17 protein-coding genes and 1 CRISPR repeat array are annotated in these 14688 nt (G+C 65.6%); of the genes, 3 read left to right on the forward strand and 14 right to left on the reverse strand.

The genetic code is table 11. The features are described 5' to 3' along the window. Window positions 1-10: 10 nt before the first annotated feature. Together cas5 and cas2 are read left to right on the forward strand one after the other, a co-directional pair. A complete protein-coding gene (gene cas5 / locus A0O31_RS11225) occupies window positions 11-700 on the forward strand; it encodes a CRISPR-associated protein Cas5 (protein WP_071678038.1) in 690 nt (229 codons plus the stop codon). A 4-nt stretch (window positions 701-704) separates the two neighbouring features. Beyond that, window positions 705-965: a CRISPR-associated endonuclease Cas2 gene (gene cas2 / locus A0O31_RS11230; protein ID WP_071678039.1), complete on the forward strand. Its 261-nt coding sequence runs from the start codon at window positions 705-707 to the stop codon at window positions 963-965. 189 nt (window positions 966-1154) lie between these two features. Then, window positions 1155-2004: direct repeats of the CRISPR family, unit length 30 nt; unit sequence GTTCGTACCGTACCTATGAGGGTTTGAAAC. Between the two features lie 134 nt (window positions 2005-2138). Here cas2 and A0O31_RS11235 read toward each other — a convergent pair. The 11 genes from A0O31_RS11235 to A0O31_RS11285 form a co-directional block, all read right to left on the reverse strand. Further along, window positions 2139-2321 carry a hypothetical protein gene (locus tag A0O31_RS11235; protein ID WP_071678040.1) on the reverse strand — a complete coding sequence of 61 codons (183 nt, stop codon included), beginning with the start codon at window positions 2319-2321 and terminating at the stop codon, window positions 2139-2141. 145 nt (window positions 2322-2466) lie between these two features. After that, window positions 2467-2676 (reverse strand): hypothetical protein, encoded by a 210-nt coding sequence (locus A0O31_RS11240; RefSeq protein WP_071678041.1) that lies wholly within the window; start codon window positions 2674-2676, stop codon window positions 2467-2469. A 344-nt stretch (window positions 2677-3020) separates the two neighbouring features. Further along, window positions 3021-3719, reverse strand: a complete 699-nt coding sequence (locus A0O31_RS11245) for an MBL fold metallo-hydrolase (RefSeq protein WP_071678042.1) — start codon at window positions 3717-3719, stop codon at window positions 3021-3023. A 2-nt stretch (window positions 3720-3721) separates the two neighbouring features. Beyond that, on the reverse strand, window positions 3722-5023 hold the full coding sequence (locus A0O31_RS11250) for a TRAP transporter large permease (RefSeq protein ID WP_071678043.1): 1302 nt from the start codon (window positions 5021-5023) through the stop codon (window positions 3722-3724). Then, window positions 5020-5481, reverse strand: a complete 462-nt coding sequence (locus A0O31_RS11255) for a TRAP transporter small permease (protein WP_071678044.1) — start codon at window positions 5479-5481, stop codon at window positions 5020-5022. The genes A0O31_RS11250 and A0O31_RS11255 overlap by 4 nt, the downstream gene beginning before the upstream one ends. After that, window positions 5478-6434: a TRAP transporter substrate-binding protein gene (locus A0O31_RS11260; RefSeq protein ID WP_071678266.1), complete on the reverse strand. Its 957-nt coding sequence runs from the start codon at window positions 6432-6434 to the stop codon at window positions 5478-5480. The genes A0O31_RS11255 and A0O31_RS11260 overlap by 4 nt, the downstream gene beginning before the upstream one ends. 23 nt (window positions 6435-6457) lie before the next feature. Further along, complete coding sequence (locus A0O31_RS11265; protein WP_071678045.1) at window positions 6458-7447, reverse strand: ABC transporter substrate-binding protein; 990 nt, start codon at window positions 7445-7447, stop codon at window positions 6458-6460. Then, entirely contained in the window at window positions 7444-8211 is a 768-nt protein-coding gene (locus tag A0O31_RS11270) for an ABC transporter permease (RefSeq protein WP_071678046.1), read from the reverse strand. The genes A0O31_RS11265 and A0O31_RS11270 overlap by 4 nt, the downstream gene beginning before the upstream one ends. Then, window positions 8198-8971 carry an ABC transporter ATP-binding protein gene (locus A0O31_RS11275; protein WP_071678047.1) on the reverse strand — a complete coding sequence of 258 codons (774 nt, stop codon included), beginning with the start codon at window positions 8969-8971 and terminating at the stop codon, window positions 8198-8200. Before A0O31_RS11275 ends, A0O31_RS11270 begins: the two co-directional genes overlap by 14 nt. After that, the gene (locus A0O31_RS11280; protein WP_071678048.1) at window positions 8968-9516 is read right to left on the reverse strand and encodes a peroxidase-related enzyme; all 549 of its coding nucleotides are present in this window, start codon (window positions 9514-9516) and stop codon (window positions 8968-8970) included. The genes A0O31_RS11275 and A0O31_RS11280 overlap by 4 nt, the downstream gene beginning before the upstream one ends. Next, entirely contained in the window at window positions 9510-10319 is an 810-nt protein-coding gene (locus A0O31_RS11285; protein ID WP_071678049.1) for a cyclase family protein, read from the reverse strand. Before A0O31_RS11285 ends, A0O31_RS11280 begins: the two co-directional genes overlap by 7 nt. Before the next feature lie 186 nt (window positions 10320-10505). On the opposite strand from A0O31_RS11285, the gene A0O31_RS11290 reads away from it, so the two are divergent. Next, entirely contained in the window at window positions 10506-11399 is an 894-nt protein-coding gene (locus A0O31_RS11290; protein WP_257786039.1) for a glycoside hydrolase family 191 protein, read from the forward strand. On the opposite strand, the gene A0O31_RS11295 is transcribed toward A0O31_RS11290, so the two are convergent. From A0O31_RS11295 to pelF, 3 genes are read right to left on the reverse strand one after another with little or no spacing between them, the layout of a single operon-like run. Further along, window positions 11380-12084, reverse strand: a complete 705-nt coding sequence (locus tag A0O31_RS11295) for a hypothetical protein (RefSeq protein ID WP_071678051.1) — start codon at window positions 12082-12084, stop codon at window positions 11380-11382. The two genes, A0O31_RS11290 and A0O31_RS11295, sit on opposite strands and share 20 nt — an antisense overlap. Beyond that, window positions 12065-13327, reverse strand: coding sequence for a hypothetical protein (locus A0O31_RS11300; protein ID WP_071678052.1), 1263 nt, complete (start codon window positions 13325-13327; stop codon window positions 12065-12067). Before A0O31_RS11300 ends, A0O31_RS11295 begins: the two co-directional genes overlap by 20 nt. Further along, the gene (gene pelF / locus A0O31_RS11305) at window positions 13324-14688 is read right to left on the reverse strand and encodes a GT4 family glycosyltransferase PelF (protein WP_161489867.1); all 1365 of its coding nucleotides are present in this window, start codon (window positions 14686-14688) and stop codon (window positions 13324-13326) included. Before pelF ends, A0O31_RS11300 begins: the two co-directional genes overlap by 4 nt.

The following is a 14688-nucleotide window of genomic DNA, read 5'->3' on the forward strand; positions in this document are numbered from 1 at the left end:
CCGGTTCCTCTTGAAGGGCAAGCGGGCCCACTTTCGCCGCTTCTACACCAACTCTTCCGCCCTCACCTATCCCGTGCCTCCCCCGGCCACGCTCCAGGGCCTTTTGGGGGCGGCTTTGGGGCTGGGCCGGGAGTATAGGGAAAAGCTCACGGGGCTTTTCCTGGCCGCCCGGCCCCGCGCCCCCATGCGTACCCTTTTCCAAACGGTCAACCACCTCTTTTTGAAGTCGGGCACCTTGGAGGAAATCCGCGGTCTTTACAAGGAAGGGCGTACCCAAATCCCCGTGCAGTACCTCGTGGGCGAGGGGGAAGGGCCCGTGGCCTTTGAGGTCTTCGTGGGCGCCGAGGGGAGGTTGGTGGAGGATATCGCCAAGGCCTTGGAGAACCCGGTTTTTCCCCTGGCCCTCGGCCCGGCCTACGCCTTGGCTTGGGTGGAGGGGGTGGAGTTCCTCGAGGCGGAGCTCAAGCCCTCTTGGGACGGGGAGGGCATAGGCTGGTGGGAGGCGGAAAAGCTGGAGCTTTACCCCTCGCAGGATGTCCGGCTTTACCGCGACCGTTTCCCCATCGCCTTGGAACCGGACCGCAGGCCCAAGGCCGTGAAGGAAATAGCCTTGGAGCTCCGGGGTGAGCCGCTTAAGGTGCGGTACAGGGGCGAGGTCCTGGTCTGCCCGGGGCTGGCCATAGGCGTCCTGAGGGTGTAGGGGCATGTACGTGGTCATGGTGTACGACGTCTCCGTAGACCGGGTGGCCAAGGTGCTCCAAATCGGACGCCGCTATTTGACGTGGGTGCAAAATTCTGTGCTGGAAGGCGAGCTTTCCCCAGCCCAGCTTGCCAGGTTGAAGGCCGAGGTGGCCAAGGCCATTGAGCCCACGGATGCCGTTCGCTTCTACGTGCTGCCAAGCCGCGCCGTCCTGAGGATAGACACCCTGGGCCAGCAGAAGAACGAACCCGGCCAGATACTCTGAATTACTTGGCATAGACCCAATTTGCGCCAACCCCCAATCCCCCCCAAAATCCGGGGGGGTTGACGCACTACCCCCCACCCTGCTAGTCTGACCTCAGACGGCCAAACTTTCCCACCTCGGCCGTAGTGGTTCTTGAAAACTAAGATTAGAGCTTCATGAGCACCTCGCGTTCCCAACGATGTTTTGGCTGTTCGTACCGTACCTATGAGGGTTTGAAACCCCGCTCCAAGGCATCCACCACGGCGTGGTAGGGGTCTTGTTCGTACCGTACCTATGAGGGTTTGAAACTGGCGAGGTCGGCCCGCCAGTAGAGGGGGAGCTCCATGGTTCGTACCGTACCTATGAGGGTTTGAAACCGCGCAAAGGGCTGCGGGCTCTCCAGGTCAAAGAGGGTTCGTACCGTACCTATGAGGGTTTGAAACGGGGTGATGGTGAGCTGGACCCCGCCCCCCGAAACCACGGGTTCGTACCGTACCTATGAGGGTTTGAAACTTCCAGTAGGCGGCTTCCCAGATGGCCTCGAGGGCCTTGTTCGTACCGTACCTATGAGGGTTTGAAACCTTCCGCATGGACCAACTACTCCAATACTTGGTCCACTATGTTCGTACCGTACCTATGAGGGTTTGAAACTCGCGCTCAGGGGCCGGCCCCTCGGGAGCATCCTGCTGGGTTCGTACCGTACCTATGAGGGTTTGAAACTTCGCGAAAACGTCTACCACTACTTGCGGGTGAGGAGTTCGTACCGTACCTATGAGGGTTTGAAACTGGGGCATAGGGTCCGGGGACGGAGAAGCCTCCCTAGGTTCGTACCGTACCTATGAGGGTTTGAAACTCGGTCCACTGATTTGGATTAGGGGCAGGGAGAAGCCGCGTTCGTACCGTACCTATGAGGGTTTGAAACGGAGGATGACCCCACGGTGTTCCAGATACCCGATGAACGGGTTCGTACCGTACCTATGAGGGTTTGAAACGCGGGGAGGACGATCTTCACGCTCCGGGAGGGCGGGTAGTTCGTACCGTGCCTATGAGGGTTTGAAAGGTGAGGACAGGGGCCCCCGGGCTGGGAGCCCGGAGGTTCGTACCGTACCAGGGTTTGAAACAAGTTTGTCCCTACGCAAAGAAGAGGTGGGTTTCGTCTACCAGGAGCAAGACATCCCTTAGCGGCATTAAGGCCTAGCCCCGGGCGTCCAGGAAGGGACGGGGCTTGTAGCCTGTCACGTGGAAGATCACCTGCCAGTAGCCTGCAAGGGCAGCGGTGGGGTTACGCTCCTCCTCCGCCGTGTAGCGGTGTTGGGCGAACTCAGCGAACTTCCTTTTCCGCTTCACGATGAGGAGATGCCGGTAGCGGCCATCCATGAGGCGGATGATGTGCCAGGCTAGGGTGGACTTCCCCAGCCCGTTTTCCTCGCAATGAGGATGCGAAACTCCTGCCTACTGGCCATAGGTAGAGAGACGGAAGGCTTTGCCCTTTGTGAGGAGCGCGGTTACCAAGATGTTCGTATCAAGTACGACCTTCAAGGCGAGCGAAAATCTCTTCTTCTGTCAACGAGGAACGCCCACTGACCCTTCGCATAAAATCAGCCAGTTTTTTCTTGGCCTCTTTGCGGCGGATTTCCTCGCGGAGCAGTCTCCGCAAATAGCGGTCCCACCCAGGCCCAAAGCTTTTTTTGGAGCGCTCCAGCTCCTTTTCCAGGTCAGTGGGTAAAGCCATGACCCCATTCTATGCGTTCCTTTGCTCTTGCCACAACGCCCATCCGGGCCAGGCAGCCAGCCCGAAGGCCACCAAGGCCTGTGCCGTCTTGCGCTTTGGGCACCCTTAGCCCTCCCGCGGGTTTTGGATACTACCTAGACCCCAACAAATGCTGCCCGCTGACCCTGTTAATCCAAAAGGCCTTTCCCTGGGCTTGCCCGGTTAGCCGCCTTGCTCTTTGGAGGTGAGCGCTGGCGGTAGGGTTTCGCCGAGGTAGGGGAGGTGGGAGAGAGCGCTTCGGGAGGGGATTCCCCTCAGATCTCTGGCCGCATGGCCGAACGTAGGCGTTCACACACGACCCAGGCTCAGAGGGCGAGGTGCACTTCCGTGGCGTTGGCCAGACGGATGCCCAGCGCCGCTTGTCCCTCGGGGACAAAAGAGTTCCCTTCCCGGCGCAGGGGAACGTCGTGGCCAGGAAAGAGCCTGGGGTAGGAAAGGAGCCGTTCGCGCGTCTTCTTGGCCGCGATCGGGTCCCAAGAGGGGGGTGCGGGTTCCCCCTCCAGGTCAAACCGGCTCTTGATGGCGTCGCTGACCAGCGCGCCCACGCCTTCTACCCATACGCCTAAAAGCCCAGGGGTGTGCCCGGGCAGATGGAGGAGCCTTGCCCCTGGCATGAGCGCTTCCCCTTCACCTTCCACCACCTTGGTGCGACGGGCCTGGAGGAGGGGCAGGTAGGCGTAGAGGCAGGCGGGGTCCCGGTGGGGGGATTGGGCCACGGCCTCAGCGTGCTCCAACTCTAGGCGGTGGACCACCACCTGCGCCCAAGGGAAAAGGTCTAGGTTGGCTGCGTGGTCAAAGTGCAAGTGGCTAAGCACCAGTAGCTCCACCCTTTCCGGCGCCACCCCCAGGGCACGCATGCGCTCTAGGAGGCCTTCCCGTTCGCCAAAGCCAAGGGTATCGTACAGGAGCACGCGCTCCCCCAAAACCAGGTAGGCGCTGGAAAGGCCCAGGTAGCCCCGGTGCGTCCGCGCGGGAAAGCCTGTGTGGAGGGGCAGGATCTTCACCCTTATCCCCCCGTCATGGTGCGGGGAAGCCAGGTGGCCAGTTCCGGGAAGGCCACCAGGAGGGCCACCATGAGGAGCAGAACCCCCATGAAGGGCAGGCTATACCGGGCGATGCGGATGAGGTCCTCCCCGGTTAGGGACTGGAGGACGAAGAGGTTAAAGCCCACGGGGGGCGTAATCTGGGCCAATTCCACCATGATCACCAGATAGACCCCAAACCACAAGGGGTCCACCCCGATGGCCTTCACCACGGGCAGGATGACGCTGATGGTGAGGACCACGATGGAGATGCCGTCCAGGAACCAGCCCAGGACGATGTAGACCAGGCTGAGGGCGAGGATGAGGGCCAGGGGCGTAATCCCCGCCTCCACCGCCCAGGCGGCCAGGGCCCGGGGGATACCCGTGAAGCCCATGGCCAGGGTGAGCACCCCGGCCCCCGCCAGGATGAGGCCGATCATGCTGGTGGTGCGCACGGCCCCAAGGAGGCTCTCCCACAGGAGGGAAGGGGAGAGCTCCCGGCCGAGGGCGGCGAGAAGGAGGGCCCCCACCACCCCGATGGCCGCCGCCTCCGTGGGGGTGGCCACGCCCAGGTAGATGGAGCCCAAGACCATGAGGATGAGGAGGAGGACGGGGGCCACCTTCAGGAGGCCCAGGAGGGTTTCCCCGAGGGGCCTCGAGGGCTCCTTGGGAAGGCTCCCCCGGTGCCTTAGGGCGAGGAGGGCCACCATGAGCATGAAGAGCAGGGTGAGGACAACCCCCGGCACCACCCCCGCCATGAAGAGGCGGGCCACGGACACCTCGGCCATGACCCCGTAGACGATCATGATGACGCTAGGGGGGATGAGGAAGCCCAGGGTGCCCGCCCCCGCCAGCGAGCCCAGGGCGAGGGGCTTGGGGTAGCCCCGCCTTAGGAGTTCGGGCAGGGTGAACCGCCCCACGGTGGCCGTGGTGGCGGCGGAGGAGCCGATGACGGCGGCGAAGAGGGCGCTCGCCACCACGTTCACGTGGAGAAGACCCCCAGGGAGCCGGGAGAGCAAGGGCGCAAGCCCTTGGAAAAGCCCCTGGGCCAGGCGGGAGCGGTAGAGGATCTCCCCCATCCAGACGAAAAGGGGGAGGGCCGCCAGGCTCCAGCCCGAGGTGGCGGTCCAAAGGGCCGTGGCCAGGTTGGGCCCGAGGGGGGCCGTGGTGTAGAGGGCGAGGGCGAGGAGGCCCACCAGGAGGAGGGCGAGCCCCACGTACACCCCAAGCCCCAGGAGGGCGAAGAGGGCGAGGATGAGGACGAGGCTGGCCTCGAGGAGGTTCACCTTGCCCCCCTCGCTAGCTTCCAGAGGGCTTCCCCAAGGGCCAGGGCGAAAACGCTAAGCCCGAGGGCCAGGAAGCTTTGCGGAAGCCATAGGGGCAACGGGAGGAGCCCCGGGGCCAGGTCCCCGTAGCGGTAGCTCTCCGCCACTTTGGCCCAGGCGTGGTAGGCGGCGAAGAGGCCCGCCCCTAGGCCCAGGAGGAGGGCCCCCGCCTCCACGGCCCGCCTGGGCCCCGGGGGAAGCCGCTCCAGGAGAAGCCCCACCCGGATATGCCCCCCGGCCCGCAAGGTGGGGGCGAGGCCCAGGAAGATGAGCCCGGCGGTGGCGTAGCCGGCGAGCTCCAGGGCCGAGGGAACCACGAAGCCCAGGAAGCGCCCCACCACCTGGGCCAGGATGACCAGGAGGACGAAGAGGCCCATGAGGGCCGCCAGCACCTCGGCCAGGCGGAAGAGGAGGTTCATCGCCCGAGGTACTGCCGGTAGACCTTCACCCCCGTGGCCCCCACCTGGCGTTGCCACTCCACGATCATCGTCCCGCCCACCCGCTTGAGGTCGGCGAGGAGCTGGGGCGAGGGCTTCACCACCTGCATGCCCCGGGCCGCCAGGGTCTGGAGGGCCTTTTCCTCCTGTTCCTGGCTAAGGCGCCAGCCCCGTTCCTCCGCCCGCCTGGCCGCCTGCAGGAGGGCCTCCCGGTCCTGGGGGGAGAGGCTCTCAAAGGCCCGGCGGCCTATGACCACCATGTTCTTGGGGATCCACGCCTTCACGTCGTAGAAGTATCGGGCGAAGTCCCAGGCCTGGCTGTCCACCCCGGTGACGGGGGAGGTGATCATGGCCTCCACGATGCCCGTGGCGAAGGCCTGGGGGATGTCCGCCGCCTCCACCTGCACCGGGGCCATGCCGAGGAGTTCGGCGAGGCGGGCGGTGGCGGGGTTGTAGGCGCGGAAGCGGATCCCCTTGAGGTCCTGGGCGGACTGGACAGGCTTCTTGGTGTAAAGCCCTTGGGGCGGCCAGGGCACGGCGTAGAGGAAGACCACCCCCCGCTGGGCGAGCCACCTCTCCACCTCGGGCCGCTGGGCCTGGTAGAGGCGCCGCGCCTCCTCGTAGCTCGTGGCCACGAAGGGGATGGAATCCAGGTTGAAAAGGGGGTTCTCGTTGGCGAGGAGGGACATGAGCACCTCCCCCATCTGGATCTGCCCGTTGCGCACGGCGGGGAGGATCTGGGGGTGGGGGAAGAGGGACCCGCCCGGGTGGACGGTGATCCTCACCCGCCCCGCCGTGGCCTCCTCCACCTCCTTGGCGAACTGGAGGATGTTCTGGGTGTGGAAGTTGGCCGGAGGGTAAGGGGTGGCCATGTTCCAGGTCTGGGCCTGGGCCACCAGGGAGAGGGCCAAGAGGGCTACTAAGGCTTTCCGCATAAACATTCACCTCCAACGCAATTTTACCGCTTGGGTACCTGGTCCACAAAGGCGTTGGTGTAGGTGCGCTTCAGGTCAATCTGCGCCCGGGCCACGTTGGGGTCAAAGGCGGAGAGGACGGTGAGGGGCCTCAAGGGAGCGGTGTCGCTGAAGCGCCCCGTGGGGGAGAAGCTCTCCAAGGAGTTCTTGAGGACCTTTAGGTAGAGGGCCTTGTCCCCCAGGAAGTACTCCTCGGGCAGGACGGCGGCGATCTCCTCGGGGGACTTGCCCTGCATCCAGCGCAGGCCCCGCACCATGGCGTTCACCAGGCGCTGGGCCGTGTCCGGGTTCCGCTCCAGCCAGGCCCGGGTGGTGTAGAGGACGGCGGCGGGGTATTCCCCTCCCAGGACCTCCCGGGTCCCCTTGGTGGAGCGGGTGTCCGCCAGGACCTTGATGAGGCCCCGCTCCTCCAGGAGGGTGATGGCGGGCTCCACGTTGGAGATGGCCTCCACCTGCCGGTTCTGCACGGCGGCCACCGCCTGGGCCCCCACGGAAACCCCCACCACGGCCACGTCCGTGGGCTTGAGGCCGTTTTTCACCAGGAGGTAGTTGAGGAAGAAGTGGGTGGAGGAGCCGGGGGCCGTCACCCCCACCCGGCGCCCCTTGAGGTCGGGGATGGACCGCACCTGGTCCGCCAGGTCCGAGCGCACCCCGAGGACGATGGCCGGGTAGCGCCCCACCTGCACGAAGGCCACGATGTCCCGGCCCTGGGCCTGCATCTGGATGGTGTGGTCGTAGTAGCCCATGACCACCTCCACGCTCCCCCCGATGAGGGCCTGGAGGGCCCGGCTTCCCGCCTGGAGGTCCTGGATCACCACGTCCAGGCCCTCCTCCTTGAAGTAGCCGAGGCGCTCCACCACCGTGAGGGGGAGGTAGACGACGGCGGTCTTCCCCCCCACGCCCAGGACCACCCGCTTCTGGGCGAAACCGAAGGCCAAAAGAACCACCAGGAACCAGACCGCAACCCGCTTCACGTTTCCCCTCCTTTGGGCCGCCAGACGAGAAGCCTCCGTTCCGCGGCCCCCACCAGGGCGTCCAGCACCAGGACGAAGGCCATGAGGACCACCATCCCGGCGAAGACCCCCGTGGTGTCAAAGACCCCTTCCGCCTGGGCGATGAGGTAGCCGAGCCCGGCGGCGCTCCCCAAATACTCCCCCACCACGGCCCCGATGACGGCGAAGCCGATGGAGGTCCTTAAGGAGCTGAAGATCCAGCTGGCGGCCGCCGGCAGGTAGACGTGGCGGAGGAGGTGGCCCCGCTTTGCCCCGAGGAGGCGGGCGTTGTGCAGGACGATGGGGCTCACCTCCTTCACCCCTTGGTAGGTGTTGAAGAAGGCCACGAAGAAGACCAGGGTGACCCCGAGGGCCACCTTGGAGAGGATGCCGAGGCCGAACCAGAGGGTGAAGATGGGGGCGAGGACCACCCGGGGGATGGCGTTCAGGGCCTTCACGTAGGGGTCCAGCACCGCCGCCACGCCGGGGGAGAGGGCGAGCCAAAGCCCAAACACCACCCCGAGGAGGGTGCCGATGGCGAAGGCGAGGAGCATCTCCACCGTGGTCACGTAGAGGTGGGGGTAGATCTCCCCCGTGCTGAACCAGCGCAGGATGCGCTTGAGGATTTCCGAGGGGAAGGAGAAGAAGAAAGGGTCTATGCGGCCGGTCCTCGAGGCCCACTCCCAAACGAGGAGGAAGGCCACGAGGAGCCCCGCCTGCCAAAGCCGTACCTTAAGCCCCCGCATGGGCCCGCATCACCTCCCCTCTCAGGAGCTCCCATATCTCCCGGTGGAGCCGCAGGAACTCGGGGGTGAGCCGGATCTCCGCCACGTCCCGGGGCCGGGGGAGAGGGATGGGGAACTCCCCGATGGGCCGGGAGCGGGGCCCGGCGCTGAGGACCACCACCCGGTCGGAGAGGGCGATGGCCTCCTCCAGGTCGTGGGTGACGAAGAGCACGGTCTTCCGGTCCTCCTGCCAAAGCCTTAGGAGCTCGTTTTCCATGAGTTGCCGCGTCTGCACGTCCAGGGCGGAGAAGGGCTCGTCCATGAGGAGGAGCCTGGGGCCGGCGATGAGGACCTGGGCCAGGCCCACCCGCTTGCGCATCCCGCCGGAGAGCTGGTGGGGGAAGTGGCGGGGAAAACGCCCAAGCCCCACCTTCTCCAGCCAGGCCAGGGCTTCCCTCCGGGCCTCGGTCCAGGGGCGCCCCCGGAAGACCAGTGGAAGGGCCACGTTGTCCAGGGCGGTCTTCCAGGGGAGGATAGCGTCTTGCTGGAAGAGGTAGCCCGCCAGGGGGTTTAGGCCCTTGAGGGGCCTTCCCTCCACGAGGACCTCCCCCTGGCTTGGGGCGAGGAGGCCCGCCGCCACGTTGAGGAGGGTGCTCTTGCCGCACCCCGTGGGCCCCACCAGGCCCACGAACTCCCCCGGCTTCAGGGCGAGGCTAACCTCTTCCACGGCCACGTAGTCCCCGAAGGCCACGGTGACCTGGCGGAACTCCAGGAGGTTCATAGGTAGTACTCGGGGTTGGGCCGGATCCCCAGGGCGTTCAGGAAGCGGTTGGTGAAGTGGAACATGGCCGCCACCTCGGCGGCCTCCAGGATGGCCTCGTCGGAAAGCCCCGCCTCCCTAAGGGGCCTCAGGTCCTCCTCCGTCATCTCGTGGTGCCGGTGGGTTACCTTGAGGGCGAAGTCCACCAGGGCCCGCATCCTCCTCGTGAGCTCCGCCCGCCGGGGGTTGGTGGCCAGGACCTCGGGGAGGCGGGGGTCCCCGGTGAGCTCCCTCAGGTAGCGCTTGTGGCTCGCCACGCAGTACTCGCACCGGTTCTCCCCGCTTATGGCGATGGCCATGGCCTCCTTTTCCTCCCGGCTGAGGAGGCCTTCCTCCCGCCTGAGGGCGTGGTAGTAGCGGAACCAGAGGAGGAAGCGGGGGCTTAGGGCGAAGGCCCGGGCCACGTTGGGGACGAACCCCATCCGCTCCCGGAACTCCCCGAAGAGGGCCCGCACCTCCTCGGAAAGCTCCGCCTCCTTCGGGACCCGGAGCCAGGAGATCACCATACCGCCACCGCCCGCACGGGGCCGCCCGAGGCTCCCCGGTGCTTGGGCCCGCCCACGAAGAGAAGGGCCCCGGCGGGGGGTACCTGGGCCAGGTTGGCCAGGTTCTCTAGGCCGTACTTCCCGGCTCCGAGGAGGATGACGTGGGCCTTGAAGTCCTTGGAGGGGCCGTGGTCCAGGGAAAGGGTGTCCACCCCCACCCCCACGATCTCCCGCTCCCGCACCAAGAACTCCGCCGCCTCCGGGGAGAAGCCGGGGAAGTGGAGGGTGCCGGAGGCGTCCTGGTTGAGGAAGGCCTTGGGGTCGCGCCAGCGCGCCTCCCAGCCCGAGTGCATGGCCACGAAGGCCCCCTTGGCCAGGCGGCCGTGCTGGCGCTCGTAGGCCAGGATGTCGTCCACGTTCACCTGGGCGTCGGGGTCCTTGGCCGCCCGCTCGTGGATGTGGATGACTGCCAAGGGGGCGATGAGGCTTTCCACGGGGAGCTTCTCCGCCGTGAGCCCCCCCTCGGCGAAGTGGGCGGGGGCGTCCATGTGGGTGCCCGAGTGCTCCCAAAGGTCCAGGCGGTTCCCGTAGTAGCCGTTTTGCCGCACGGTAACCAGGGTGGTGATGCGCATGGGCTCGGCCCCGGGGAAAAGGGGGATCTCCGGGGAGAGCTCGTGGGTGAGGTCCACCGCCTTGGAGAAGGCCTTGCCCCGGACCTCCGCCTGGGCCAAGGCCCGCCCCGCCAAAAGCCCTAGCCCCGCCCCGAGGAATGCCCTCCGGGAAAGGGTGCGGGCCACCGCCTCCATCACCAGGGGTGCGCACATGTTGGCCTCCCTTATTGCTGAATAAAGTTACCACGCTTCCGCAAGGGAGGCAAGTGTGAGGCGGTGGCGTCCCCCTCAAACCCCCTTCTCACCGCCCTGGGTTAACATTCGTGTGAGGACAGGGTGCCGGCGGTTGGATTTTCCAGATGGTTAGGGCATGGCGTCAGGGTTTGGGCCATCCTCCTGGTGGCCCTCTCACCCTTGGCGACGCTCGCAGGGTGCGTCTTAAAAAACGACGCCCAAACCCCTGACGGTTCCCACGGTGCCCCACCGCCCCCTGGGGTCCGCACCTGGGTCTACCAGCTCACCGGCTACCCTTCCATGAGGCTTGACGCTTTGGGTGCCACGGCTGCAGGGCTTTTTGTCATAGACCTGACCAAGGATGGCCGACAGCCTTGGACCAGCGCCGATCTCGCACCCTTTCAGGGGAGGCCTGCCCTGGCCTACATGGAAATTGGGGGGATGGAAAACTACCGGGTGGAGTATACCGTGGTGCAGAAGAACGCTTCCGATCTCCTCCTAAACCCTGTGCCCGGCTGGAGCGGGGAGTGGTACGTAAAGTACTGGGATGAGCGGTGGTGGAACCTAGTGGTTCAGCCCCGCTTGGACAAGGCCTTGGCGGCTGGGTTCAAGGGGGTTTATCTGGACTTGGTGGACGCCTACGAGGGCATTAGCTTAAGTTTGGTACCTGGGGAAACGCGGGATACCTTGGCAGCCAAAATGGTGGCGCTTTTGGGGAGGATCAGCGCTTACGTGAAGGCCAAGCGGCCGGATTTTTGGGTCTTCCCCCAGAATGCCCCAGAACTCCGGGTGCGGCTGGGGTACCTGTCGGCGATAGACGGCATTGGCCTCGAGGAGCTCTTCGTTTACGCCACGGACCGGCCCTGCACGGACTCGGGTTGCCAGGAACGCCTAAACCACGCCCGGGCCATTCGCGCCGCGGGCAAACTGGTGCTCACCGTGGACTACGCCACCAAAGTGGAAAACGTTCAGGCGGCGTGCCAAAAGTCCCGGGCGGAAGGGTTCGTGCCCTACGTGACCGTGGTGGATCTGGACCGGATCAGCCCCCTATGTCCGTAGGGAGGAGTAGGTGTTTCTCCTGGGCCAGGATGGGCACCAGGCCATGGTGTAGGGCCCTCCTGGAGGCGAAGCGGGCCAGCTTTGCTTGGGGGGCATAGTCCAGGCTATAGCGTTGCCAAGGGAACCGGGCTAGGAGTCCTGCCCATGCGGCGTTGGCGCGCAGGAGGGAGCGGGGGAGGGGCCTGCCGCCCCCTTCCCACGTGGTGGAGAAGCCCTCAAAGACGATCCCGTCCACCAGCTCCGCCAAGTGGGGTAAGAGGGCGAAGCCGCGGTTGGCCAGGAGGTAATGGGGCCCTATGGCCCACCGGAGTTCCAGGATGAGGCGGAGAGCGGCCCCGCGGTTCGTGGCGGCGGCCTGGTCCAGGGTGTCCAGGAAGAGGCCCTTAAAGCCCTTGGTCAGGTACAAGAGGGCGCATTCCACCACCCGGGTCACCCAGCCGGGGTGGGCGGGGTCCACAATCCTGGTGCCCCATAGGGGGTTAGTGGCCCCCACGTGCCACGGCCCTTCGGGGTCAGGGTCTTCCCCCAGGCTTAAGTAGGCGAGGGGTTCCGTGGGCGCTAGGGCCTGGAGCTCCTCGGGGGTATAGGCCCAAGGCTGGAGGACCACCCTGCGGAAGGCCCGAAGCTCTGGAAGCCTTCCTTGCCCGTAGTAAAAGCCGAGGGGCTTAAAGGAGGTAAAGGCCATAGCGCTCCGGATGGCGCAGGTGCTCTAGGAGGTAGAGGAGAAGGCCAAGAGCGACGGCCCCCAGGAGAAGGGGGTTGGGGGCTAGGTGCAGGAGAAGCGCCCCGGTAAGAAAGGCTAGGGCGCTCCCGTGGATAGCCCCCAAGGCGTTCAGCGCCAGGGCCATGGCGCTTAAGAAGCTAAGAAAGCCGAAGCCCAGAAGGGGCACGTGGTACTCCCCGGACCAAGGAAGGCCGAGGAGGATGAGGAAGGTGGGCACCGAGGCGGTGAAGGTGTAGGACCAAAGGGAGCGCTGAAGGGCGAGGAGAAGGGCTACGGGGTTTTCCGTTTGCCAGAGGGTTTTGGCCAGGGTGGCGACGAAGGCCGAAAGCCGCATCTCCACCAAAAGGGACGCCAAAAGGTAAAGCCCAAGCCCCACGAGGGCCCTTTCACCCGCCAAGTCCACCAACTTCCACAGGACGAAGCCCTGGCCCAGGCCATAGGCCCCATACACCCACTCCTCCGCCAAGATCTTGCCGAAAAAGGGGAAGCCCTCCCTTCGGAGGGGGTGCCCTTCCCGAAGGAGGAGAAGGAGGGGAAGAAGGCCCGCCCAGAAGGGGTCTATTCCCGCGATGCGGAGCAGGACGGCCAGGAGGAGGAAACCCGAGGCCACCCAAGCGGCTTTGGCCTCGAGGCCCCTTAGGGTTAGGACCCCTACGGCCACCCAGGCGAGGCCCGCTCCCCAGGTGGCTGCAAACCCCAGGTCCAGGAAGGCGGTGACGCTTACCCCAAGGACCCCTACCCAAGCCATTAGGTTCAGCACCTCCTCGGCCTCAGGGGTTTCCAGCTCCACCGCCGCCCTGAAGCTGGTCCGGGCCACGAGCTGGCTCCAGGTGAGGAGAAAAAGCGCCGATAGCCACCCTACAGATCCTGTGCTCCAGAAAACCACCAAGGTGCCGCCGAGGGTCAGGGCCACCGCTAGGTGGCGCGGGCCCAGGGTGCCTCGGGGTTTAGGCGGCTTGGCCTTGGGCCGGAAGTCGCGTTGGGCCAGGGCAAAGAGGGCTTGGGCCAGGGCAAAGGTGTTGGGGAGGCCGAAGAGGCGCTCCACCCGGTAGCGGTTGTACCCGAGGACCTCGAGGTGGGCGGCGAGCTCGTAGGGGTCGCTCACTTGGCTTAGGAGGCCCCTTAAGGCATGCGCCAACTCGCTTAGGCCTTGGAGGTTTTGCGGCGGGGGAACGGGCGGGCGGTACTCGCCGCGGGCGCTCATTCGGGCACCTCCAGGGAGCCTTCCAGGGCCAGGGCCTCGTAGATGCGGGAGAACTCCTCCAGCATCCGCCTTAGGGTGTAGAGGCTCAGGACCTTTTCCCGCGCTTCCCTGCCCTTCGCCAGGCACCGGTCGGGGTCCTTGAGGAAGCCCAGAAGGGCCTCTCCCAAGGCCTCGGGTTCCATGGCGGGCACCACCTCGCCCACGCCCTCCAGCACCTCGCCCACGCTCCCCACCCGGGTGCCCACCAGGGTACGCCCCACGGCCATGTTTTCAATCACCGTATAGGGGAAGCCCTCGGAGATACTGGAAAGCACCCCTACCCACCCGCGGTGGTAGGCCTGGTACACGGGGCTTGCGGGGCCCATGAAGCGCACGTTGTCCTCCAGGCCTAGCTCCTTTACCCGGGCGCGGACGCCTTCCGCATAGGCCTCGTTGCCCCGGGGCACGGGGCCGAAAAGGAGGAGCTGCGCCTGGGGAAGGGCTTGGCGTACCCAATGAAAGGCGTTCACCAAGGTCAAGAGGTCCTTTAGCGGGTCAATCCGTCCCACCCACACGGCGGTGGGAGGGTCTTCCAGGTGGGCCGGGGCCTCGGGGAACTGTTCCGGGTCAATGCCGTTGGCCACCACCTGGATGCGCTTGGGGTCGGCGCCGAGCTCCACCTCCCACTGCCGGTTGAAACGGCTTACCGTGGTGATGAACTGGGTCTCCCGGTAGGCCAGGCGGCTAATGAGATGGTAAAACCGGGCCTGGACCAGGCGTTCGGCGGGGGACGGGTTGGTTTCGCTAAAGGCCAGGTAGCGCTCCCTAAGGAAAACGCCGTGTTCGGTGAGGAGGAAAGGTACTCCCAGGTGCCTTGAAACAAGCCAGGCGGGGATGACGGCGAGCCCGCCGCTCGTGGCGTGCACCAGGTCCACCTCGGGGATGGGGTCTAGGGCCAAGAGGGGAAGGAGGGTGGAGCGGAGCCAGTGCAGGACCGAGAGGGTTTCCCCCAGGGTAGGGGAGCGGCCCAATAACAGATGTAGCCGCTCCTGCAAGAGGGCTTGTGTTCTAGGGTGGAAGAAAAGATGAAAAAGATTGCGCTTGCGAAGTAGGAAAAGCTCCCACAGGCCTCCCTGAAACGTTTCCAGGTCTAGGTCCAAGAAGGCGAGAAGCTTCTCCAAAGCGGGGAGGAAGGTGTGGAGGGGGGCGGTGGCGAAAGGGAAGGCGGGGACGGGCCGAAAGAGGTGGAGGGTCCGCAGGGTGCTCCCCTGGGGTAGGGGAAGTGTGGGTTTGGCGCGCCGGGGTCCCCAGAGCGCCAGCACCGTGAACTGGGCCTTTAGGCCAAAGAGAAGTTGTTCGCACCACCGGCTAACCCCTCCCAC

The sequence above is a fragment of the Thermus brockianus genome, from assembly GCF_001880325.1.
GTDB lineage: Bacteria > Deinococcota > Deinococci > Deinococcales > Thermaceae > Thermus > Thermus brockianus.

Bases quoted from the DNA above. Each gene is read 5' to 3' on its own strand.
- A0O31_RS11280 (WP_071678048.1), bottom strand. From the start codon at position 9,516: ATGGTGATCTCCTGGCTCCGGGTCCCGAAGGAGGCGGAGCTTTCCGAG.
- A0O31_RS11240 (WP_071678041.1), bottom strand. From the start codon at position 2,676: ATGGCTTTACCCACTGACCTGGAAAAGGAGCTGGAGCGCTCCAAAAAA.
- A0O31_RS11235 (WP_071678040.1), bottom strand. From the start codon at position 2,321: ATGGATGGCCGCTACCGGCATCTCCTCATCGTGAAGCGGAAAAGGAAG.
- A0O31_RS11285 (WP_071678049.1), bottom strand. From the start codon at position 10,319: ATGTGCGCACCCCTGGTGATGGAGGCGGTGGCCCGCACCCTTTCCCGG.
- A0O31_RS11260 (WP_071678266.1), bottom strand. From the start codon at position 6,434: ATGCGGAAAGCCTTAGTAGCCCTCTTGGCCCTCTCCCTGGTGGCCCAG.
- cas2 (WP_071678039.1), top strand. From the start codon at position 705: ATGTACGTGGTCATGGTGTACGACGTCTCCGTAGACCGGGTGGCCAAG.
- A0O31_RS11275 (WP_071678047.1), bottom strand. From the start codon at position 8,971: ATGAACCTCCTGGAGTTCCGCCAGGTCACCGTGGCCTTCGGGGACTAC.
- A0O31_RS11255 (WP_071678044.1), bottom strand. From the start codon at position 5,481: ATGAACCTCCTCTTCCGCCTGGCCGAGGTGCTGGCGGCCCTCATGGGC.
- A0O31_RS11270 (WP_071678046.1), bottom strand. From the start codon at position 8,211: ATGCGGGGGCTTAAGGTACGGCTTTGGCAGGCGGGGCTCCTCGTGGCC.
- A0O31_RS11300 (WP_071678052.1), bottom strand. From the start codon at position 13,327: ATGAGCGCCCGCGGCGAGTACCGCCCGCCCGTTCCCCCGCCGCAAAAC.
- A0O31_RS11295 (WP_071678051.1), bottom strand. From the start codon at position 12,084: ATGGCCTTTACCTCCTTTAAGCCCCTCGGCTTTTACTACGGGCAAGGA.